Raw genomic sequence first — 22,039 nt, 5'->3', positions numbered from 1 at the left:
CCCTTCGGGCATCTGCCGCGCGTCCACACGGCGCCTGATCACCTGCTGTCGGGAATCAGCAGACATGGACAATCAGATGTTATGTGATCACACGAGTTCACATCAGCCCCAACCGTGTCCCCGAACGAGGGGTGCGCGTGTCGGTTCGGCACTCGACGCACGCAGCGGGGGGGGGGGGGGGGGCGCCCCCCCCCCCCCCCCCCGCGGGGCGGACGGGAGGCGCGCCTCCCGTCCGCCCCGCTGCGTGCGCTGGCGCGTGCCCTCAGTGCGCGGTTCCGGCCGCCTCGTCCGCGGTCTCCGGCTCGTCAGCGGTCTCCCGCTCGTCCGCAGTCTTCGGCTCGACCGTGGTCGCCGCAGCGGCCGCCTCGGCGGCCGCGAGCGTGCCGGCCGGCGCCACGACGGGCTGCTGTCCGGCGAGCACGCCCTCGGGATCGACGAGGAAGGGGTAGATGTGCTCGAGTGCGTGGTCCCACGAGCTGTGGTTCGCGTCGATGGTCGCGAGCGCGCCCGTGGACAGCTTGCGACGCAGCTGCGCGTCGCGGATCAGCGAGTCGAGGTTCTCGACGATGTCGTCGAGCGAGCGCATCGTGAGCTGCGAGTTCTCGTCGTCACGGAACAGCCACGTGAACCACTCGCTGTCCGGCGCGACCATCGGCACGCCGCTGGCCATGAGCTCGAGCGGCAGGTAGGACGGGTGCCGGGAGATCTGCATCGTGAGGCCGATGTCCGTCTCGCGGTACATGCGACCGGTCGCACGGTAGTCGAGCAGCCCCATGTCGATGAAGTCGGCGCTCTGCGGCAGGTACCGGGCACCGGCCGCGACGATCCGGACCCCGTCCCCGTGCCGCCGCTTGATCTCGGTCAGGGCCTGGAAGACGAGCTCCCAGCAGTTGCGGAAGTGGTCACGGGCGTACGCGAAGATCGTGACCGGCTCGTCCTCGCCCTTCTCGCGGCGACCGTCCGGGTGGTAGATCGACCGGTCGACGGCGGGCGTGAAGGGGATGGACTTGCCGCCGTACTCCCCCGAGTAGATGCGGTGCATGCTCTCGGTGTTGCAGATGCCGTACAGGCCGAGGCGGTAGCTCTCCTCGGCCATCGCGAACATGCTCGACGCCGGGTAGAACGCGGGCTCGTAGTCCTGCATCAGGTAGAACTTGCGCGGAGCGCTGTCCGAGCGCGCGACGTGCATCGCGGTGAGCCAGAGCGTGGCGATGGCGGCGTCGGCCTTCGGGACGGCCGCGATCTGCTCGTCGGAGCCGTCGTAGAACATGACCTCCGACTCGGTCAGCGACGGGAACGCCGCGGCGATCGCCGACTTGATGTACGCCTCGTTCGGCTGGGCGTAGGCGATGAACCGGTGGTGGACGCCGTGCTCCCGGGTCAGCTTGTCCGCCAGGCGGAAGGCCGTGTTGAGCCCGCCGAAGAAGGGCATGTCGACGTCCGGGATGAACCAGTTGATCGTGCGCACCGGTCGCGGGCCGGTCGTCTCCGCGTGTACCTGGTGCACGCGCTCGACGGTCTCGTGCGTGATCGACGCGACGCCGAGGAGCGACTTCGCCTCGTCCGAGATCGAGGAGCTCTGCGCGACCTTCGTGTAGGCGCGCCCGAGCACGGCGAACGCGAGCTGGACCGGCTTCGGGTCGCGCGTGCTCGCGAAGCGCGGGACGGCGGAGAGCCGGGACACGTTCGGCGACGAGTAGGGGTCGCCGTTCTGCAGCCACGGGTGGTACCGCCAGTAGCTGGCGTAGAAGTCCTCCATCGGGACCGAGGTCCCGCGGGTGATCGACTCGTAGTGGCGCACCATGTCGAAGGGGATGACGACGTTGCGACGGCCGGCGATGACCTGGTCGAGGCCGAGCACGACGTCGCTCCCGGTCAGGATGAAGCGCTCGTCGAGACCGTTCACCTCCTCGAAGTGCTCCCGGCTGATCGCGACGCACGCTCCCGTCACCGCGAGGGAGTCGCGGTACCAGCGGGTCGAGCCGAGCAGGGTCTCGGCACCGGGCTGCATCCCGGTGAACAGGTTGTCCGCGAAGCCGTTCGGGCCCACCATCACGCCACCGTGCTGGATGAGGCCGTCGCCCTGACGGTGCTGCATGCCCACGGTCGCGACGCCGTCCCGCTCGAGCATGCCGACCATGTCGCGCAGCCACGTCGGGTCGACGATCTCGGTGTCGTCGTTGAGCATCACGACCACGTCACCGTCGGTCGACCGGACACCGACGTTGTTCACCCGCGAGTAGTTGAACGGGGTCTCGGTCCACCAGATGACCTTCGGCACGATGCCGTGCTCGCCCGAGGCGTACCAGGCGGCGCGCTCCTCGTCCTCACCGCCGTTGTCGACGATCGTGACGTCGAACTCGGGGTAGTCGGTACGGGCCAGGCTCGGGAGCAGGCGGTCGAGGTTCGACCGGTTGTGCCGGGTCGGGATGACGATCGACACCTTCGGCCAGGCCGCGGGCTCGAAGGACACCCGCACGACGCCGTCCTGCGGGCGCGTCGTCACCGTGTGCCCCTGGGCCTCGAGCACCTCGCGCACCATCGCCGCGTCGGCGGGGGTCGCGCGCCACGCGGTGTCGTCGACGCGCTCGGAGAGCAGGACGCGCGAGACGTTGCCCACGGTCCGTTCCTCGAGGCGGGCGCTGAGCAGGAACCGCCAGACACCGCGGTCGGACAGGTCCGCCTCGGGCACGCGGGAGACGACGGCGCGGCTCGCGGCGAAGGCACGACCGATGTAGTTGGCACCGAGGAGCATCTCCGGCGACCACATCGGACGGAAGCGGGGCGAGGTCCGACGGCCCCGGCGGCCGATCTGGTCGGAGTCGAGGACGATCAACCCGAGCGCCGGGTCGATGCGGTGCAGGCGCGCGATGTCGGTGAAGGCGTTCGACCGGAGGACGCTGCCGCCGCGCAGGAAGAGGAAGAAGTCGGCGTCGACCTGCTCGGAGATCGCCGCGAACGTCGTGCCGCGCGGCACGACGACCGCCTCGACGTCGCCGTCTCCGCGCTGGGCCCGGACGCTCTCGAGCGTGACCTGGTCCGCCTGCGGGTCCGTCGACTCGACGACCACCGCGAAGCGGGTCTGGGAGACGCGGTCCAGCGGAGCGTGCGGGATGCGTCGCTGCTGCGCGAGGAAGTCGTGGTACGACTCGAAGCCGGCCGCGCGCTGCGGGACCTTGGCGAAGAGCTGCTTGGTGTCGGCGAGCCAGACCCGGGCGCCCTTGTAGGAGTGGAAGCTCGCGATCGCGAGCCCCCGGCTCCGCGAGTTCATCGGGAGCGACTTCCGTGCGCTCGCGACGGCCCAGACCCTGAACTTGTGCAGCAAATTGCTCTCCCTGTCGTGTCGATCGACTCGGGCAGTCTAGAGGGTGTTCACCGCGCCAGGACGGACGCGGTGGCGTCGAGGTAGGTCGCCCCGTACCGCTCGGTCGGCTCCAACACCGCTCCCTCGGCCCACTCGTTCCAGGCGTTGAGGAAGACGACCGGCGCATCCGGGGTGACCCGCTCCGCGGACCGGACGGCCTCGGCCAACCAGCGGCGGAAGGTGAACGGGTTGGCGCCGTACCAGAGGTCCGGCGCGAGCTGTCGACGTGCGGTGTTGTCGAAGCCGACCATCACCCCGGGAGCGACGTCGCCGAGCCCACCGGGAGCACGGAGCCGGTCGATCGTCTCGTCCGCCATCGCGCGGTACTCGAGGATGCGCCCGACGAACGCGGGTCGGACCTCGAGGGCGCCCTGCTCCTTCCACCGCCAGGGGTGGTTGTGCGGCGGGAACCCGAGCAGCCCGTCGAGCCCGGAGTCCGCGAGCCCGTCCGCGCCGAGCCCGTCGAACACCGCCCCGACGTCGACGCCGAGCACGTGCAACGGACCGACTCCGGCCTCCTCGGCCCGTCGACGCCACGCGGCGATCGTCGCTCGGTGGTCGGGCAGGTGTGCCGGTCGGTACACGGCGACGACCGCGGCTCCCCGGATCCGGTACCAGCGCGGGTCCGCCATGAGCGGGAGGAGGTGCTCGATGAAGTCCTCGGCCGGGACGCGGTCGTAGTCCTGGGCGATCAGGACGGAGTCGCCGCGTCCGTCCCAGGTCCGTGTCCAGTCCTCGTTCGCCCACATCACGCAGAACCGCTGGTCGAGGTCGCTCGCCGCGAGGCGCTCGAGCGGCATGCTCATCAGCTGCTTGCCCGCGAACCAGTAGTGGTAGTACATGAAGACCCCGAGGCCGGCGTCCTGTGCGAGTCGGGTCTGTGCCGCCCGGACCTCGTCCCGGTGCAGGTCGTAGAAGCCCAGCGCGCCCGGGAGCATCGGTTGCGCATGCCCGAGGTGGTCGGGGACCGCGCGGGTGACGTTGGTCCACTCCGTGAAGCCGGTTCCCCACCAGGCGTCGTTCTCCGGGAAGGTGTGGAACTGCGGCAGGTAGAACGGCACGACCTCGGCGGGTACCGGCGGCACCGGACGCCGAGGGGGCAGGGCGTCCACCGCCGAGACGGTCAGACCGCTCTCGACCGTGAGCACCCCGAGCAGCCGCTCGACGGCGTGCGCGGTCGTGCCGTCGATCTCGCCACGCTCGTCCGGGAAGTCGTCGCGGTCCATCCGGAGGGCGCGCAGCCCGCGGAGCACGAACCCCTTCGCCCAGTACACCGAGCCGCCCGGGAAGCGCAGGTTGATCGGCAGGTCCTCGAGCTCGATCCGGCGCAGCAGCGACCGGACGCCGGGTTCGTCGGCGCCCCAGTGCTCGGCGCCGACGATCGAGGCACCGGAGGTGACCATGCCGGCGTCGGAGTGCCGGAGCGCCTCGAGCACCCGGGCCACCTGCTCCGGGCTGCCGAGCACCGCGTCCAGCAGCTCGTCGCGCCACTCGGCACCGCTGCCGGAAAGTGTCGCGTGGCCGGCCCGCCAGGCCGACCGCTTGGTGTGCACCTTGAGGACCGCGTCGTACCCGTCGAGCAGGCCGGCGTTCACCACCGACACCAGCGGCAGCACGTCGCGCCCGCGGTTCTCGATCGGCAGGACGACCACGCGGCGCACGAGCTCGAGGGCGCTCGTGTCGAGGTCGACCGCGACGCCGTCGGTCACGGTCACGACGAGGTCGAACGGCTCCGGGACGGCACGCAGACGCTCGACCAGACCGGGGACGAGCTCCGGGTAGTGCACGTGGAGGACCACGGCGACCCGCGGTCGGTCCAGCGGCGTGGAGGTGGCCGGCACGGCGGCGTCCGCAGCGGCCACCAGCTCACGCCACTGCTCGGGGAACCCGACGAACCGACCACCGGAACGGCGTTCGACCCATGTCCGGAAGTCGTGCGGCGGACGCGACCCGACCTCGGCGGCGGCAGCCTGGCGGATGAGGGCGCGTCCGAGACGGATGCGGTACCGACCGAGACGTCGCTTCGCCCCGGCGAGGGTCGGGATCCTGATGGTGGTGCCCCTTCCGGTCAGTCGGCGCGGGGTCTCGACCACCGCTCCAGCCGGTCTATCGTAGTATCTCCGCGGCGATCTCCCGGTCGCCGCCGGTCTGCGCATCCGCGGGACCGAACCTTCGTGAGGAGACCGCACAGCATGCCAGACGCGAGCTCAGAGGCGACCCGACGGGCGGAACGGCTGGCAACCGAACCGTGGCAGCACGCAGGCGCCCGCGGTACCGGCTTGGCGGGGTTCGCCAACACCGCCCGTGACATCTGGGCGCAGCGCGAGCTGCTCGGCATGCTCACGAAGCGCGAGCTCAAGGCCCGGTACAAGGACTCGTCGCTCGGCTTCCTGTGGAGCCTCGCGCGGCCCCTCACCCAGCTCTTCATCTACTACGTCGTGCTCGGGACGTTCCTCGGCAACGCGAAGGCGATCGACAACTTCGCGATCTACATCTTCTCCGGGCTGACGATCTTCACGGTCTTCCAGGAGATCGTCGGCTCGGGCACAGCGTCGATCGTGGTGAACTCCGGACTGGTCAAGAAGGTCTACCTGCCGCGCGAGATCTTCACGCTGTCGTCCGTCGGGTCCTCGCTGTTCAACTTCCTCATCCAGTTCGCCATCCTGCTCGTCGCCGCGCTCGCGCTCCAGACGATCGCGTTCGGCTGGGACCTGCTCTACGGGATCGCCGCACTGGTGCTGACGATCATCTACGCCGTCGCCCTGGCGCTCCTGCTCGGCGCCCTCAACGTGTACCTCCGCGACGTGCAGTACCTCGTCGAGGTCGTCCTCATGCTCGCCATGTGGGGCTCCCCGATCGTCTACTCGTGGACGCAGGTCGCCACGCGCGTCCCCGGGTGGCTCACCGAGCTGTACCTCAACAACCCGGTCACCCTCGCGGTGATCGGCTTCCAGCAGGCGATGTGGGGCGCGACCAGCCACGGCACGACGCCGGACCACCTCGCCACCCGCATGCTCGTCGCCCTCGTCGCGGGCCTCGTGCTGCTGTTCGTCTCACAGCGGGTCTTCGCCCGCCTGCAGGGCAACTTCGCCCAGGAGCTCTGATCGATGTCCACCGCCACTCCCATCGTCCGCGTCCAGGACGTCTCCAAGCGGTTCGTCCTGCACAAGGAGAAGAGCCTCAAGGAGCGCGTGCTCAGCGCCGGCCGCAACAACGCCTTCCGTGAGGACTTCTGGGCGCTCCGGAACATCGGCCTCGAGATCGATTCCGGGTCGACCGTCGGCCTGATCGGCCCCAACGGATCCGGCAAGTCGACGCTGCTCAAGACCATCGGCGGCATCATCCAGCCGACCAGCGGATCCGTGGTCCGCCGCGGTCGGATGGCGGCGCTGCTCGAGCTCGGCGCCGGCTTCCACGCCGACCTCACCGGACGCGAGAACGTCTACCTGAACGCGTCGATCCTCGGCCTCTCGCGGACGCAGACGGACCGCTACTTCGACGACATCGTCGAGTTCTCCGGCATCGCCGAGTTCATCGACACGCAGGTGAAGTTCTACTCGAGCGGCATGTACGTGCGGCTCGCGTTCGCCGTCGCCGTGCACGTGGACCCGGACTTGCTGCTGGTCGACGAGGTCCTCGCCGTCGGTGACGAGGCCTTCCAGAAGAAGTGCCTCGACAAGATCGCCTCCTTCCAGAAGGAGGGCCGGACGATCGTGCTCGTCACGCACACGCTGAACCAGATCACCGACCTCTGCTCCCGCGCGCTCGTGCTCGCCCGGGGCAGCGTCGTCTTCGACGGCGACCCGACCGACGCCGTGAGCGTCCTCCGATCCGGGTTCCAGACCACGATCGCGGCCGACGAGGAGAACGCGCGTCGCACCGAGCCGGAGCCCGAGCCCGCCCCCGCGTTCGACATCGCCCGGGTGGAGTCGATCGTCGTCGCCGGTGACCGTGACGACAAGAGCGGCCAGGTCGTCGTCCAGCCCGACCGCCCCCTCACCATCGACGTGACCGTCGACGCGCGGACGCAGCTCGACGAGTGGGGCATCGGCGTGCACGTCGACAACCCGTTCGGCCAGGTCGTCGTGGGCACCCACAGCGACCTCGTGAAGACGCCGATCCCGTCCTTCGTCGGCAAGAAGACGGTCCGCTTCACGTTCTCGGACGTCCGCCTCGGCGGTGGGGAGTACCGGGTCACGAGCGCCGTCTTCGGCCGCGGCAGCCAGGAGCTGCACCGCATCACGGACGGCGCGACCTTCACGGTCCGCCCGACCGCGACCTCGTACGGTCCGATCGGCGCCGCCGCCGCGATCCAGTTCTGACGCCGGTGCCCGGCCGGATCGAGGTCGTCGTCGTCAACTGGCGACGCGCCGACCTGACGATCGAGTGCGTCGAGTCGCTCCGAGGGCAGGCCGAGGAACTCGGTGCGGTCCTCACCGTCGTCGACAACGCCTCCGGCGACGGCTCGGCCGAGCGGCTCCGCGCTGCGCTCCCCGGAGTCCGCGTGCTCGAGAGCCCGGACAACGGCGGGTTCGGCGCCGGTGTGGACCTCGCGGCGGCGGCCTCGACTGCGGACGTCCTCGTGCTGCTCAACAACGACGCCGTCGCCGCTCCCGGGTTCCTCGCCGCGCTCACCGCCCCGGTGCTCGACGGCTCGGTGACCGGTGCGACGACCGCCAGGATCCTGCTCCGGAGCGAACCGGGCGAACCCGTCCTGACCAACTCGACCGGCAACGTCGTCGATCGAGCCGGGAACGGCGGCGACCGCGACTGGCTGGTCCCCCACCCCGCACCAGCGGAGCCGGCGGTGTTCGGCTTCTGCGGCGGTGCCTGCGCGATCGCGATGCCCGCGTTCCGGGCCGCCGGCGGCTTCGACGAATCACTCTTCATGTACTACGAGGACACCGACCTCAGCTGGCGACTCCGCCGGCTGGGCCATGACATCCGCTTCGTCGGCGACGCCGTCGCGGTGCACCGGCACGCCTCGTCGCTCGGTACCGAGTCCGAGGGGTTCGTGGTCGCGAACACGCGGAACCGCCTGATCGTGGCGGTGAAGAACGCGGCGTGGCCGGTCGTCGCACGCGCGGCGGCACGTGCGGTCGTCCGGACCGTGCTCGACACCGTGGCACGTGACCCGCGCAGTCGACGGCGCGCACGCTGGGAGCGTCGCGCGCTCGCTCAGGCCGCCACGCGCCTCCCGGCCGCCCTGCGGGCACGACGCACCATCGACCGGACGCAAACGGCCGTGCGGCCCCGCACGACCACCTGAGCCGACGCCACCCGCGACCGCCGCGAGGCGATCGCGGGACGGCCGTCAACCGCAGCCCTCAGCGGCGCCCGACGACCCGCAGGGCGTCCCGGCGCACCCGGTCCCGGATCCGCTCCGTCACGAGACGCGGGCCGCCCTCGCGGAGCAGCCTGGCGAACGTCACGAGGTCGTCGCGGCGGGTGCGGGCGGGGAGCGGCGGCGGGTCCTCGACCATGTTCCAGATCGGCACCTCGCTCCGCACCGGTGCGTCCAGGAACTCGAGGAACGGTGCGAGCACGCGGTCCCAGGTCATCTCCGCGGCGAGCTCACGCGAGGCCGCGGCCCACGCCTCGCGCGCTGGGGTGTCCCGCGCGGCGCGCACGATGGCGGCGGCGAGGGCGTCGACGTCGCCCACCGGCACGGTCAGGCCGTTGCCACGACGCTCGACGAGATCTGCGAACACGTCGCCGGCGGACGTGATGATGGGCAGTCCCGCCCACAGGTAGTCGAGGTTGCGCGTCCGGAAGCTGAAGCGGGTCTCCAGCCCGGCGGGGTGCGTGGTCACCCCGATGTCGGCCTCCGCCAGGTACCCGGCACGCTCGTCGTAGGGCACCCACTCCTCGTTGAAGACGACGTGGGTGCCGAGGATCCCCAGCTCGCGCGCGAGGGCGACGGCCTGGTCCGGTACCGCGTGCCCGTCGAGCATCGCGTTGGGGTGCACCTTCGCCATGAAGAAGAGCCGGAGCTCGGGCACCTCGTGGCGGGCCACGTCGACCGCGCGGATCAAGGTCATCGGGTCGAACCAGTCGTAGATGCCGCCGCCCCAGACGAGCACGAAGTCGTCGGCACCGATGCCCTCGACCTTCCCGCGGAGGGCGCCGGGGGTCGGCTCGAAGGGCTGGCCGGTGACGCCGAAGGGGGCGATCCGCACGAGGTCGTCGATGGTGCCGTCGTCCGTGCCGTTCTGCGGTCGGACACGACCGAGCGCGGCGAGCTGCCCGATCCACAGGTCACGCTGCCGGTCGTTGGCGCAGAGCACGAGGTCAGCGCGCGCGAGCTGCGCGTTGAGCTCCTTGGTGAGCTCGCTGACCACGCGCGTCTCCTGGTCGCGGTCGAACCCGTGCTGGCGGCCGAGGAACTCGAGGTGGAAGGGGTCGTAGAGGTCCATCACCTGGACCTGCGGACGGACCGCGAGCCACGGCACGCTGTTGTAGAACCCGCCCTGGAAGACGACGACGTCGCACTCGTCGACGAGGGCCTCGGCGTTGTCCGCGCGGAACTCGACGACCCGGAAGCCCTCGCCCTCCCGGGACACGGAGCGGGACGATGCGATCGTCACGTGGTGGTGGCGGGCGGTCAGCGCCCTGGCGATCTCCCACGCACGGATGGCCGGACCGGCGAGGCGTTCCGAGATGGGTTCGCCCACGATCAGGAGCACGCGCGCGCGGGCGGGGACACGGGTTGCAGTCACCCCAGCGAGCGTAGTGGCAACGGGGTTCCGTTATGCTTGACGCTGCCCTGCCGCCCGAGAGGAACCGCACAGCTCCATGACCGTTCCACTGCTCATCGACGGGACCGCGATCCCGGAACGGCTGGGCGGAGTGGGGCGCTACCTCGAGGGGCTGGTGTCCGGGCTCGACGAGCTCGGCGCGTCGTTCGCACTCGTCCTGCGACGCGAGCACGTCGACCACTTCCGGGCGCTCGCCCCGTCCGCGAAGATCACCGTCGCCCCGGACTGGATCCGCTCTCGACCCCTGCGCTTCGTGTGGGAACAGGTCGGACTCCCCTGGCTCCGCCTCCGCGCCCGGGCGCACGTGCTGCACTCGCCGCACTACACGTTCCCGCTGCTCGCGCACCGCAACGTCGTGACCCTGCACGACGCGACCTTCTTCAGCGACCCGCAGGCGCACGGCATGCTCAAACGGACCTTCTTCCGCGCATGGATCCGGGCCGGACTCGTCGCCCGACGCGTCTGCATCGTGCCGAGCGCCGCGACGGCCGACGCGCTGCACGAGCACGTCGACGCGGTCCGGAGCGAGGTGGTGGTCGCGCACCACGGCGTCGACCACACGGTCTTCCACGAGCCGACCGACGCCGAGGTGGACCGCGCCGCGGCGCACTTCGGCCTCGACCGTGATCGCGGCTGGATCACCTTCCTCGGCACCATCGAGCCGCGCAAGAACGTCGGGCCGCTCGTCGAGGCGTTCCGGCGCCTGCGACGCTCGCGACCGGACGGGCCCGACCTGGTCGTGGCCGGGCAGCGCGGCTGGGACACGGCCGCCGCCGCCGCCCTGGACGCCGTCGGTCCGGCCGACGGCGTGCACGAGGCCGGGTACGTCCCGCTCGAGTCGCTCCCCGGCCTGCTCGGCGGCGCCACGGTGGTCGCCTACCCGAGTTCCGCCGAGGGCTTCGGCCTCCCCGTGCTCGAGGCGATGTCGACCGGGGCCTGCGTCCTCACCACGGACCGCACGGCCCTGCCGGAGGTCGGTGGAGACGCCGTCGCCTACACCGAGCCCGATGCGTCGAGCATCGCGGCCGCGCTCCTCGCCCTCGTGGACGATCCGGAGCGCCGCGCCGGACTCGGGCGCGCCGCCGTGGACCGGGCGGCCACGTTCAGTTGGGCGGCGACCGCCCGCCACCACCTCGACGCCTTCCGGAGCGCGTCGTGAGTCGTGTCGCGGTCGTCACGGTGGCGTACGACTCCGCCGCGGCGCTCGAGGGCTTCCTCGGGAGCATCCGCGCCTCGGAGCACCACGGCGACGCCGACGTCGTCGTGGTCGACAACGCCTCGTCGGGGCAGGAGGCCGCCCGGACCGTCGCCGAGCGGCACGGCGCCCGGTTCCTCCCGCTGCCGGACAACCGCGGGTACGGCGGCGGGGTCGCGGCCGGTCTCGGACTGATCGCCGACGACGCCGAGTACGTCCTGGTGTCCAACCCCGACGTCGAGGTCCGGCCCGATGCGATCGCCACCCTGGTGGCCGCCGCGGACCGTACTCCCGACGGCGCCGTCTTCGGGCCGCGCATCCTCGACGCCGAGGGGCACGTCTACCCGTCCGCACGGAACGTCCCGTCGCTGCGGACGGGCATCGGGCACGCCGCCTTCGGCAGGATGTGGCCGAGCAACCCGTGGTCGCTGCGGTACAAGGCCGAGCGGGACACGGACCGGGAGCGCGACGCCGGCTGGCTGTCCGGGGCGTGCCTGCTGGTCCGCCGCGATCGGTTCGTCACGCTGGGCGGGTTCGACGAGAGCTACTTCATGTACTTCGAGGACGTCGACCTGGGCGCCCGTGTGACGGCTGCCGGATGGACGAACCGCTACGTGCCGGACGCCGTCGTCACCCACACCGGTGCGCACTCGACCGCGCAGAACGTGCGGCGGATGGAGCGGGAGCACCACCGCAGCGCCTACCGGTTCCTGTCCCGCCGGTACCGCGCGTGGTGGCTCGCGCCGCTGCGGCTGGTCCTCCGCCTCGGCCTGGCCGCACGAGCGCGGTGGGTCACCCGCTCGCAGCGCTGACGCAGGACGTACTGACGCCCGGACGCGCTGACGCCGGACGCCGGACGCCGGACGCCGGACGCCGGACGCCGGACGCGGGACGCGGGACGCGGGACGCGGGACGCGGACGCCCTGACGCTGGACGCGACGACGCCCCGGTCTCGTCGAGACCGGGGCGTCGTCGTCCTGCCTACTTGCCGAGCAGGCGCCGCAGGTAGACGCCGTAGCCGCTCTTGACCAGCGGTGCAGCGAGCGCTTCGAGGGCCGTGTCGTCGATCCAGCCGTTCCGCCAGGCGATCTCCTCGATGCAGCCGATCTTGCTGCCCTGCCGGTCCTCGATCACCTTCACGTACTCGGACGCCTGCATCATCGACTCGAACGTGCCGGTGTCGAGCCACGCGGTCCCGCGGTCGAGGACCTGCACGCTCAGGCTGCCGTCCTCGAGGTAGCGCTCGTTCACGGTCGAGATCTCGAGCTCACCACGCGCACTCGGCTCGATGGTCTTCGCGATCTCGACGACACGGTTGTCGTAGAAGTACAGCCCGGGGACGGCGTAGTTCGACTTCGGCGCCGTGGGCTTCTCCTCGATCGACAGCGCACGGAACTCGTCGTCGAACTCGACCACGCCGTACGCCGTGGGGTCGGCGACCTGGTACGCGAAGATCGTGGCGCCGTCGACCTCGGTGTTCCGCTTCAGGCTCGAGCCGAGGCCGGTGCCGTGGAAGATGTTGTCGCCGAGGACCAGCGCAACGCTGTCGTCGCCGATGAAGTCCTCACCGATCACGAACGCCTGGGCCAGGCCGTCCGGGCTCGGCTGCACGGCGTACTGGATGTCCATGCCGAGGGACGCCCCGTCGCCGAGCAGCGCCCGGAACTGGTCGTTGTACTCGGGGGTCGTGATGACCAGGACCTCCCGGATGCCCGCCATCATCAGCGTCGACAGCGGGTAGTACACCATCGGCTTGTCGTAGATGGGCATGAGCTGCTTCGAGATGCCCTTGGTGATCGGCCAGAGGCGGGTGCCGGAACCGCCGGCGAGGATGATGCCCTTCATCGCGCTCCCCCGTTCGTGCGCAGCGACTCCGTGTACGCGATGCACTCCTCGTACGTCGGCAGCAGGCCGAGCTCGGCCGCCTGCTCGAGCGTCGGGGCGCTGGTGTCCTTCTCCGACAGCACGGGCTCACCGATGCCGTCCGGCAGCTCGAGACCGACGGTCGGGTCGAGGATGCTGATGCCCTTCTCCCGCTCGGGGTCGTAGTGGGCGCTCACCAGGTAGTTCACCGTGCTCTGGTCCTCGAGGGCGACGATCGCGTGACCGAGTCCCTCGGACAGGTACACGGCCCGCCGGTCGACGTCGTCGATGCGGACCGAGTCCCACTGCCCGAACGTCGGCGACCCGACGCGGATGTCGACGATGTAGTCGATGAACGCCCCGCGGACCGCGGTGACGTACTTCGCCTGGCTCGGGGCGACGAGGGCGTAGTGGATCCCGCGCGCGACGCCGCGCGAGGAGATCGACATGTTCACCTGGCGGAGGTCGAGCGGGTGACCGACGGTGTCCTCGAGCACGTCGGCGCGGTACGCCTCGAGGAAGGCCCCCCGTGCGTCGCCGTGCTGGACGGGGGTGAACTCCCACGCGCCTTGGATCTTGAGTTCGCGGATCTGCACCGGTGAAGCCTAGCAAAGCGGTCCGCGACGGCCCGTCGGACGGGCAGGACCGCCCCACCGCCGCCCGCACGTAGGGTTGTGTGACGCCCCGAGCCGTGCCCCTCGCCCGTCCGAGCAGAGAGCGACCCCGCCCGAATGAAGCTGTTCGTCCAGATCCCGTGCCTCAACGAGGAGACCACCCTGCCAGCGGTCCTCGAGTCGATCCCGTCGGTCGTCCCCGGTGTCGACGAGATCGAGGTGCTCGTCATCGACGACGGCTCGACGGACCGGACCGTGGAGGTCGCCCGCGCCCACGGAGTGACCCACTTCGTGCGGCACACGGCGAACATGGGCCTCGCACGGTCCTTCCGCGACGGCGTCGACTACGCCCTGCTGCACGGAGCGGACATCGTCGTGAACACGGACGGTGACGACCAGTACCCGCAGGCCCGGATCGCGGACCTGGTGCAGCCCATCCTGCGCGGCGAGGCCGAGATCGTCATCGGTGACCGCCAGACGCGCACGATCGAGCACTTCTCGACCCTGAAGAAGGGCATGCAGCGACTCGGTTCGTGGGTCGCGAGCCGAGCCGCCGGGCTCGACCTGCCCGACGCCGCCAGCGGGTTCCGTGCGTACTCGAAGTACTCGCTGATCCGTCTGAACATCGTGACGCGGTTCAGCTACTGCATGGAGACGATCGTGCAGGCCGGCTACAAGCGCCTCGCGATCGCGAGCATCCCGATCACGACCAACCCGAAGACCCGCGAGTCCCGGCTGTTCCGCAACATGTGGCAGCACGTCTTCGCTTCGGGGTCCGCGATCGCCCGCGTGTACCTCATGTACCGTCCGATGGCGCTCTTCGCCTCGGTGAGCGCCGTGCTGCTCGTCGCCGGTCTGGTCCCGTTCGTGCGGTACCTGGTCCTGCTCACCAGCGGCTCCGGCGGCAACCACCTGCAGTCCCTGCTCATCGGCATCGTCCTCGTCATCACCGCGGTCCTGTCGATGACGATCGGTGTCGTGGCCGACCTGACCCGACTGAACCGGACCCTCGCCGAGGAGCAGCTCGACCTGCAGAAGCTCGCTCGGTACGGTGACTGATCCCGTGGCCGCCCCCACCCGCGGCGAACGCCTCGTCGTCCTCGTGGTCACCGCGACCTTCGGGGTGTTCCTCGTGCTCTGGGCAACGCTCGTGCCCACGTTCGAGGCTCCCGACGAGCGGGCGCACTTCGACGCCGCGGTGCACGTCGCGATCGGCGACGGCTGGCCCGATCCGGGTGACCTCCACCTGCTGCAGGCCGTCGACGGGGCCGGCGCCGGGACGACGGCCTCGATGGGGGCGTTGCTCGACTCCTCGGGTGCTGCCGAGGTCGACACCGTCGACCAGATGACGCAGCACCCGGCGACGTACTACGTGCTGGCCGCCGGGGTCCTGCACCTGATCGACTTCGAGGCGCACCGCCCGGCCGTGGACGTGCTCGCGCTGCGCCTGTTCAGCGCGCTGTTCGTCCTCCCGCTGCCGGCGCTGGCGTGGGCCACGGTCCGACGGGTCACCCGGAGTCCGCGGGCGGCCGTGGTCGGTGCGTTCGCCGTGCTCGCGGTCCCCGAGCTCGCCTCGATCGGGGCCTCGGTCTCGAACGACCCACCGGTGATGCTCTTCGGCGCCACCACGGTCTGGCTGGCCGTCCGCGTGCTGACCGGCGACGCCCGGACGAGGACCGCGTTCGCCCTCGCCCTGTCACTCGGTGTCGCGATCCTCTGGAAGGGGACGGCGCTGCCGCTGATCCCGTTCGTCGCGGTCGCCGCCGCCCTGTCCGTCGGAGCGTCGGGTCGGCGGGTCGTGCTCCGGCGACTGCTCCGGGCGCTCTGGGTCCTGGCCGTCGCTGCCGCGGTCGGCGCCTGGTGGTGGCTCCGGAACCTGCTCGTGTTCCGCACGCTGCAGCCCGACGGGTACGCATCGCTCCGTCCGCCGCAGCCGTTCCCCGCCGGGACCGGTCCGGATCCGGTCGCGTTCGTCGACGTCTCGTGGACCACCATCGCCCGGACGTTCTGGGGCAGCTTCGGCGGTGGAGCGCAGTGGGTCGTCTCGCCCGTCGTCTACGAGACCGCCACCGTGCTCGGTCTGGGCGCCGTGCTCGTGTGGGGCTTCCGGCGAGGTCCGGGCCTGGGCCTGGCCGTCACACTCGCCGTCCTGCCCCTGACCGTGTTCGTCTTCCAGACGGTGACGAACTGGAACAGCTACCTCGCCACGACCTTCGTCGGCGGGACGCAGGGGCGGTACTCCTTCCCGGCGATCACCGCGTTCGTCGCCCTGAGTGCGATCGCGTGGCGCCGTGCCCTCGGCACACCCGCCGGCCGGCGCCGGTTCGCCACCGTCGTCAGCTGCATCGCCGCTGCGCTGGCCCTGTACGGCCCGCTGGTGGCGTACACGTCGTTCGCCGAGGTCGCTCGAGCACGGATCACGTCGGCCGGACTCGAGACGCTCGCGGCGTCGACGCCGGTCCCGGTGGCGGCGGTCGTCGCCGCGTGGGTCGTCGCGCTCCTGCTGAGCGTCGGCGCGGTCCTGCTGTCGCGCCGTGTGCCGAGCAGCACTGCCGCACTCCCGTCGTCGGCAGGCCCGGGAGTCCCCGCGTGACGGGCCCGCGCCGCGTGGGGCGCGCCACCCGCTCCGAGCTCCTGGCCCTCGCCGGGGTCAGTGCCACGTTCGTCCTGCTCCTCGCGACGTGGGCAGCCGTCAACCCGCCCCTGCAGGGTCCCGAGGAGGCCGCGAACGTCGACGCGGTCCTCCACCTGCTGGCGGGACGGCCGTGGCCGGCGACCGGGCACCTGCACTTCTTCCAGGGGCTGCTGGCCCAGGACGTCGCCGTCCGGTTGCCGCCGGTGTCGGAGCGCGGCTCGATCGCGGCGATCATCGGCGACGGCACCGAGGACGCGCTCCGGAACCCGATGTCGCAACACCCGCCGACGTTCTTCGCGGTGCAGGCGGCCGTCGCGCTGGCGCTCGACGCCGGGTCCCGGCGCTGGGACCACGTGGTGCTCGTGATGCGCCTGGTCGACGTCCTGGTGATGGCCCCGCTGCCGGCGCTCGTGTGGGCGTCGGTGCGTCGGGCCACCCGCTCGCCGCGACTCGCGGTCGCCGCCGCTGCGGTCCTGCTCGCCGTGCCGCAGATGGCGCAGGTCGGGTCCTCCGTCTCGGTCTGGGTCCCGGTCATCGTCGCCGGCGCACTCAGCACCTGGCTCGCGGTGCGCGTGTTCACCGGCGACCGGTCCTGGTGGACCCTGCTGGCGCTCGGTGGGTCGGTGGCGGTCGGGACCGCCGTGTCGGCCGCCGGGTTCCTCGCGGTGCCGTTCGCCCTGGTCGCGGTGCTCGCCGGACAGCTCGCCCCCGCCGCGGCGCGGTCCGGTCGGGACGTGCTCGTGCGCGTCGGCCGGTGCCTGGTGGTGCTCCTCGTCCCCGCGGTCACCACCGGGTGGTGGTACGCCCGGCAGTTCGTCCGGACCGGTTCCCCCCAGCCGGACCCGTACCCGCCGGTGCGGCAGCCGCGGCCCGCGGGCCAGGGCCCGGACGTCGTGCAGTTCGCTGGGGCGTTCTGGAACGGCATGTCGGACTCGTTCCTGGGGCTGCTCGGTCGGTACCAGTGGCCGCTCTCCCCCGTGATCGTCGACACCGCCACGGTGGTCGCGCTCGCCGCCCTCGTGTGGGCCGGAGCGAGCCGGCGCGTCGACCGACGCACGATGCTCGTGGTCGGTCTGTTCCCGGTCACCGTCCTCGTCGTCGTCCTCGCCCGGGACTGGGCGACCTACGTCGGGCACCTCGGGATCACCGTGACGCAGGGCCGGTTCCTGTTCCCGGCGGTCGCCGCCCTGCTGGTCGTGGAGGCGATCGCCTGGCGAGGCCTGGTGGTCCGGCGAACGGTCCGGGTCCGTCTGGCCCGAGCCGTCCTGCTGGTCGCCCCGGTCGTGGCCGTCGCCGCGCTCGGCCTGCTCTACTCGGCGTCCTTCGAGGGCCTCCAGTTCCGTGTCTCCGCGGCGGGCCGACAGGCGCTCTGGACCTCGCTGCCGGCCGGCCGTGGCGCCCTGGCGGTGCTCGCGGGCCTCCTGGCCGTCGTGGGGCTCCCCACCGCGGTCGCCCTGTGGCGCTGGTTCGGTCGCGACGACACCGTCCGGACCGTGCCCGCTAGACTGCCCGCCGACCGTCGAACCGATCACTGAAGGAACAACGCGTGAAGATCCTCGTCACCGGAGGAGCCGGCTTCATCGGCTCGAACTTCGTCCGCCGTACGCTGCAGGACGCCTACCCCGGCCTGGAAGGCGCCGACGTCGTCGTCTACGACGCGCTGACCTACTCGGGCAACCTCGAGAACCTCGCGCCCGTCTCGGACTCCCCCCGCTACTCCTTCGTGCAGGGCGACATCACCGACGCCGCGAAGCTCGACGAGGTCGTCCCCGGCGTCGACGCGATCGTGCACTTCGCCGCCGAGTCCCACGTCGACCGCTCGGTCCGCGACTCCGGCATCTTCGTCGAGACGAACGTCGTCGGCACCCAGCGCCTGCTGGACGCCGCACTCCGCCACGGCACGGAGCGCTTCGTGCACGTGTCCACCGACGAGGTGTACGGCTCCATCAGCGAGGGCTCGTGGGCCGAGGACCGCCCGCTCGAGCCGAACTCGCCGTACTCCGCGTCGAAGGCGGGCAGCGACCTGCTCGCCCGCAGCTACCACCGCACGCACGGGCTGAACCTCTCGATCACGCGCTGCTCGAACAACTACGGGCCGTACCACTTCCCCGAGAAGGTCATCCCGCTGTTCGTCACGAACCTCATCGACGACCGCCACGTTCCGCTCTACGGCGAGGGCAACAACATCCGCGACTGGCTGCACGTCGACGACCACACGCGCGGCATCGCCATGGTGCTCGTGAAGGGCCGAGCGGGCGAGATCTACAACATCGGTGGCGGCACCGAGCTCACCAACAAGGAGCTCACCGGCATGCTGCTCGAGGCGACCGGCAAGGACTGGTCGTACGTCGACCGCGTCCAGGACCGCCTCGGCCACGACCTGCGGTACTCCGTGGACATCTCGAAGATCCAGGCCGAGCTCGGCTACGAGCCGCAGGTCCCGTTCGAGCAGGGTCTGGCCGACGTCGTGCAGTGGTACCGCGACAACCGCGCCTGGTGGGAGCCCCTCAAGGAGCGCGCGGCCCTCGCATGATCCGCTACCTGATCACCGGCGCGGCCGGCATGCTCGGCCAGGACCTCCAGCAGGCCCTCGCCGGTCGTGACGTCACCGCGCTCTCCCGCGCCGAGCTGGACATCACCGATCCGGAGGCGGTCACCGCGGCGGTCGCCGGCCACGACGTCGTCATCAACACCGCCGCCTACACCAAGGTGGACGACGCGGAGTCGGACGAGGCGGCCGCACACGCGGTGAACGCCCGCGGGCCCGAGGTCCTCGCCACGGCGACCGTCGCTGCGGGCGCGCGGCTCGTGCACGTGTCGACCGACTACGTCTTCGACGGCAACGGGACGTCGCCGTACGCCGAGGACGAGCCGACCGACCCGATCGGCGCCTACGGTCGCACCAAGGCGGCCGGCGAGGCCGCGGTCCGGCGGATCGCGCCGGACTCGTCGTACATCGTGCGGACCGCGTGGCTCTACGGCGCGGGTGGCCCGAACTTCGCGAAGACGATGATCCGGCTCGCCGGGTCGCACGACACCGTCAGCGTGGTCACGGACCAGGTCGGGCAACCGACGTGGACGGGCGACCTCGCCCGACAGATCGTCGCGATGCTCGACGCCGACGCACCGGCCGGCACCTACCACGGCACGAACGCCGGCCAGGGGTCGTGGCTCGACTTCACGAAGGCGATCTACACCGAGGTCGGGCTCGATCCGGAGCGGGTCCTGCCGACCGACAGCTCGGCGTTCGTCCGTCCTGCGCCGCGACCCGCGTACAGCGTGCTCGGGCACGACGCCTGGCTGCGCGCCGGCATCGCACCGATGCGCGACTGGCGCGAAGCGCTCCACGCGGCGGCGGAGGCCGGTGTCCTCGACGCCTGAGCCGGCCGCCGGTGGGACCCCGGGACGCCGTGCCCGGATCCTCACCGCGGTGAAGTGGAGCGCGGCCGCACTCGCGGTCGCGCTCCTCGTCGTCGGGGTCGTCCGACAGTGGGACGCCGTCGCCCGTGCCGTCGCCGGGCTCTCCGTCGGGGCCGTGGCGATCGCCCTCGCCGCGACCGCCGTCGCCCTGGTGGCCAACATGGCGTCCTGGCGCGCGATGACCACGGCGACCGGGACACGGCTGCCCGTGACCGCGGCGTCGTCGGTGTTCTTCGTCGGGCAGCTCGGCAAGTACCTTCCCGGCGGGGTCTGGTCGATCGCCGCCCAGGCGGAACTGGGCCGAGCGTACGGTCTCCCCCGCGCGACGAGCGCGGTCGCTGCGCTCGCGTCCATGGTCGTCAGCATGGTCACGGCCGCCCTGGTGGGCATCGTCGGGTTGCTCGTCGGAGCCCCCGACGGTCTCACGACGTTCTGGTGGCTCGCGATCGTGGCGGTGGTCGGCCTCGCCACCCTGGCACCACCGGTGCTCACGCGGCTGATCGTGCTCGCGATGCGGCTGCTCCGTCGTCCACCGCAGGTCGTCGCGCTCACCTGGAGCGGGACCCTCGCATCGGTGGGGTGGTCGACGGCGATGTGGCTCGCCTACGGCCTGCAGGCGACGACGATCCTGCGCGCGTTCGGTGCGGACGGCCCGACGGTGCCCCCGCTCGCCACCGGTGCGTACGCCGTCGCCTGGCTGGTCGGGTTCCTGGTCGTCGTCGCCCCGGCCGGCCTCGGAGCGCGCGAGGGCGTCCTCGTCCTGCTCCTCGGCCCCGTCGCCGGCGTGCCCGGCGCCCTGGCCCTCGCGGTGGTCAGTCGCGCGATGATGACCCTCGGCGACGTCGTCCTCGCCGCCGTCGGAGCGGCCCTGGCGGTCCGACACCGTCGTCGCGGCGGTCGTCGCGGCGGACGCGGCGGCGCAGCGGGATCTCCCGAGCGCCCCTGGTAGTGTCACGCCGGTACTGCGCGCAGTGCCGCACCACCGACCCGAGGAGCCCGACCGCATGACCACTCTCCGCGTCGTCGTGGACCAGGTGATCGCGCCCGTCCCGGGTGGGATCGGCCGCTACGCGGAGGAGCTCACCCGGAAGCTCGTCGACACGGCGCCCGCCGGCTGCGACGTGGAGGGCATCGTCTCCGCCGCTCCGCGCGCCGACGTCGACCACCTGCGCACGCTGCTCCCGGGGCTCGCCGGCATCGACCGCCTCGCCCTGCCCCGGCGTGAGCTCGCCGTGGCGTGGCAGGGCGGCCTCGCGCACGGCGCATCGCGCGGCATGGTGCACGCGCCGAGCGTGCTCGCACCCCTCGTCAAGCACGACCGGTTCCAAGAGCCGGGGCGGCAGACCGTCGTGACGGTGCACGACACCGTCCCGTGGACCCACCCCGAGACCCTGACGCCGCGCGGTGTGCACTTCCACCGGGCCATGGTGAAGCGTGCGTGGAAGCACGCAGACGCCGTCGTCGTCCCGACCCACGCGGTCGCGGGACAGCTCGACGAGATCCACCGCTTCGGCGACCGGCTGCGGGTGATCGGTGGCGCCCCGACCGGTCGCCTCCGGGTCCCCGTCGACGCCGACCACCGCGCCGAGCGCCTGGGGCTCCCCCCGCGCTACGTGCTCGCCGTGGGGACGCTCGAACCCCGGAAGGGGCTCCGTCACCTCATCGAGGCGATGGCGCACCCCGACGCGCCGCAGGACGTCCCGCTGGTCATCGCCGGGCCGGACGGCTGGGGCGACGTCGACGTCTTCGGGACCGCCGAACGTGCGGGGCTCTCGGCCGAGCGGGTCAAGGTGCTGGGCCGCGTCGACGACGCCGACCTCGCGGTCGTGTACGACCGAGCGACGGTGTTCGTCTTCCCGAGCCTCGCCGAGGGGTTCGGTCTGCCGGTGATCGAGGCGATGAGCCTCGGCACCCCCGTGATCCACTCGGACGACGCCGCGGTCAGCGAGGTCGCTGCGGACGCCGGTGTCGTCGTGGCGCGGGACCCGCGGGACTCGTACCCCGAGCGTCTCGCCCAGGCGGTCTACCAGGTGACCGCCGATCCGCTGCTCGCCGGCCAACTCGCCGTCGCCGGTCCGGACCGCGCCCGGATGTTCGACTGGCGCGACTCGGCACTCGAGACCTGGCAGCTGCACGCCGACCTCTGAGCCACAGGAGCAACAGCCACCCGGACGGTCACGGTCGTGCACC

Annotated in this window: 17 protein-coding genes; 12 read left to right on the top strand and 5 right to left on the bottom strand. The window is 71.7% G+C overall.

Going from position 1 to position 22,039, the window contains the following annotated elements; all coding sequences use genetic code 11:
• Positions 1 to 262: 262 nt before the first annotated feature.
• Positions 263 to 3,325 (bottom strand): rhamnosyltransferase WsaF family glycosyltransferase, encoded by a 3,063-nt coding sequence (locus tag QUG98_RS10310; RefSeq protein ID WP_289470440.1) that lies wholly within the window; start codon positions 3,323 to 3,325, stop codon positions 263 to 265.
• Positions 3,326 to 3,372: 47 nt separating this feature from the next.
• Complete coding sequence (locus tag QUG98_RS10305) at positions 3,373 to 5,457, bottom strand: glycoside hydrolase family 99-like domain-containing protein (protein WP_289470439.1); 2,085 nt, start codon at positions 5,455 to 5,457, stop codon at positions 3,373 to 3,375.
• Between the two features lie 99 nt (positions 5,458 to 5,556).
• Here QUG98_RS10305 and QUG98_RS10300 point away from each other — a divergent pair, with 99 nt between their 5' ends.
• Genes QUG98_RS10300 through QUG98_RS10290 form a run of 3 tightly spaced genes read left to right on the top strand, consistent with a single transcriptional unit; the run spans position 5,557 to position 8,633 of the window.
• The gene (locus QUG98_RS10300; RefSeq protein WP_289470438.1) at positions 5,557 to 6,468 is read left to right on the top strand and encodes an ABC transporter permease; all 912 of its coding nucleotides are present in this window, start codon (positions 5,557 to 5,559) and stop codon (positions 6,466 to 6,468) included.
• 3 nt (positions 6,469 to 6,471) lie between these two features.
• Positions 6,472 to 7,686, top strand: a complete 1,215-nt coding sequence (locus QUG98_RS10295; RefSeq protein WP_289470437.1) for an ABC transporter ATP-binding protein — start codon at positions 6,472 to 6,474, stop codon at positions 7,684 to 7,686.
• 5 nt (positions 7,687 to 7,691) lie between these two features.
• Positions 7,692 to 8,633 (top strand): glycosyltransferase family 2 protein, encoded by a 942-nt coding sequence (locus QUG98_RS10290; protein WP_289470436.1) that lies wholly within the window; start codon positions 7,692 to 7,694, stop codon positions 8,631 to 8,633.
• Between the two features lie 58 nt (positions 8,634 to 8,691).
• Here the strand turns inward: QUG98_RS10290 and QUG98_RS10285 are convergent, their stop codons facing one another.
• Entirely contained in the window at positions 8,692 to 10,083 is a 1,392-nt protein-coding gene (locus QUG98_RS10285; protein WP_289470435.1) for a glycosyltransferase family 4 protein, read from the bottom strand.
• A gap of 76 nt (positions 10,084 to 10,159) precedes the next feature.
• Here QUG98_RS10285 and QUG98_RS10280 point away from each other — a divergent pair, with 76 nt between their 5' ends.
• Positions 10,160 to 11,281: a glycosyltransferase family 4 protein gene (locus QUG98_RS10280; protein WP_289470434.1), complete on the top strand. Its 1,122-nt coding sequence runs from the start codon at positions 10,160 to 10,162 to the stop codon at positions 11,279 to 11,281.
• Complete coding sequence (locus QUG98_RS10275) at positions 11,278 to 12,129, top strand: glycosyltransferase (RefSeq protein ID WP_289470433.1); 852 nt, start codon at positions 11,278 to 11,280, stop codon at positions 12,127 to 12,129. The genes QUG98_RS10280 and QUG98_RS10275 overlap by 4 nt, the downstream gene beginning before the upstream one ends.
• Positions 12,130 to 12,298: 169 nt before the next feature.
• Here QUG98_RS10275 and rfbA read toward each other — a convergent pair whose 3' ends face one another.
• On the bottom strand, positions 12,299 to 13,162 hold the full coding sequence (gene rfbA, locus QUG98_RS10270; protein ID WP_289470432.1) for a glucose-1-phosphate thymidylyltransferase RfbA: 864 nt from the start codon (positions 13,160 to 13,162) through the stop codon (positions 12,299 to 12,301).
• Positions 13,159 to 13,776, bottom strand: coding sequence for a dTDP-4-dehydrorhamnose 3,5-epimerase family protein (locus QUG98_RS10265; RefSeq protein WP_289470431.1), 618 nt, complete (start codon positions 13,774 to 13,776; stop codon positions 13,159 to 13,161). The genes rfbA and QUG98_RS10265 overlap by 4 nt, the downstream gene beginning before the upstream one ends.
• A gap of 135 nt (positions 13,777 to 13,911) precedes the next feature.
• Here QUG98_RS10265 and QUG98_RS10260 point away from each other — a divergent pair, with 135 nt between their 5' ends.
• Genes QUG98_RS10260 through QUG98_RS10230 form a run of 7 tightly spaced genes read left to right on the top strand, consistent with a single transcriptional unit; the run spans position 13,912 to position 21,996 of the window.
• Complete coding sequence (locus tag QUG98_RS10260) at positions 13,912 to 14,853, top strand: glycosyltransferase family 2 protein (RefSeq protein WP_289470430.1); 942 nt, start codon at positions 13,912 to 13,914, stop codon at positions 14,851 to 14,853.
• A 4-nt stretch (positions 14,854 to 14,857) separates the two neighbouring features.
• Positions 14,858 to 16,387 carry a phospholipid carrier-dependent glycosyltransferase gene (locus tag QUG98_RS10255; RefSeq protein ID WP_289470429.1) on the top strand — a complete coding sequence of 510 codons (1,530 nt, stop codon included), beginning with the start codon at positions 14,858 to 14,860 and terminating at the stop codon, positions 16,385 to 16,387.
• Positions 16,384 to 17,964, top strand: a complete 1,581-nt coding sequence (locus QUG98_RS10250) for a hypothetical protein (RefSeq protein WP_289470428.1) — start codon at positions 16,384 to 16,386, stop codon at positions 17,962 to 17,964. The genes QUG98_RS10255 and QUG98_RS10250 overlap by 4 nt, the downstream gene beginning before the upstream one ends.
• Positions 17,965 to 17,975: 11 nt before the next feature.
• On the top strand, positions 17,976 to 18,962 hold the full coding sequence (rfbB, locus tag QUG98_RS10245) for a dTDP-glucose 4,6-dehydratase (RefSeq protein WP_289470427.1): 987 nt from the start codon (positions 17,976 to 17,978) through the stop codon (positions 18,960 to 18,962).
• Positions 18,959 to 19,810 carry a dTDP-4-dehydrorhamnose reductase gene (rfbD, locus tag QUG98_RS10240; protein WP_289470426.1) on the top strand — a complete coding sequence of 284 codons (852 nt, stop codon included), beginning with the start codon at positions 18,959 to 18,961 and terminating at the stop codon, positions 19,808 to 19,810. Before rfbB ends, rfbD begins: the two co-directional genes overlap by 4 nt.
• Positions 19,811 to 19,859: 49 nt before the next feature.
• On the top strand, positions 19,860 to 20,798 hold the full coding sequence (locus QUG98_RS10235; RefSeq protein WP_289470425.1) for a lysylphosphatidylglycerol synthase transmembrane domain-containing protein: 939 nt from the start codon (positions 19,860 to 19,862) through the stop codon (positions 20,796 to 20,798).
• Between the two features lie 55 nt (positions 20,799 to 20,853).
• The gene (locus QUG98_RS10230; protein WP_289470424.1) at positions 20,854 to 21,996 is read left to right on the top strand and encodes a glycosyltransferase family 4 protein; all 1,143 of its coding nucleotides are present in this window, start codon (positions 20,854 to 20,856) and stop codon (positions 21,994 to 21,996) included.
• Positions 21,997 to 22,039 lie beyond the last annotated feature (43 nt).

Source organism: Curtobacterium subtropicum (assembly GCF_030362975.1).
GTDB lineage: Bacteria > Actinomycetota > Actinomycetes > Actinomycetales > Microbacteriaceae > Curtobacterium > Curtobacterium subtropicum.
The sequence above is the reverse complement of the archived record's forward strand: the minus strand, read 5'-3'. Positions and strand labels throughout refer to the sequence as shown.

Coding starts and splice junctions, on each gene's coding strand:
- QUG98_RS10300 (WP_289470438.1), top strand. CDS start 5,557: ATGCCAGACGCGAGCTCAGAGGCGACCCGACGGGCGGAACGGCTGGCA.
- QUG98_RS10295 (WP_289470437.1), top strand. CDS start 6,472: ATGTCCACCGCCACTCCCATCGTCCGCGTCCAGGACGTCTCCAAGCGG.
- QUG98_RS10280 (WP_289470434.1), top strand. CDS start 10,160: ATGACCGTTCCACTGCTCATCGACGGGACCGCGATCCCGGAACGGCTG.
- rfbA (WP_289470432.1), bottom strand. CDS start 13,162: ATGAAGGGCATCATCCTCGCCGGCGGTTCCGGCACCCGCCTCTGGCCG.
- QUG98_RS10260 (WP_289470430.1), top strand. CDS start 13,912: ATGAAGCTGTTCGTCCAGATCCCGTGCCTCAACGAGGAGACCACCCTG.
- rfbD (WP_289470426.1), top strand. CDS start 18,959: ATGATCCGCTACCTGATCACCGGCGCGGCCGGCATGCTCGGCCAGGAC.
- QUG98_RS10230 (WP_289470424.1), top strand. CDS start 20,854: ATGACCACTCTCCGCGTCGTCGTGGACCAGGTGATCGCGCCCGTCCCG.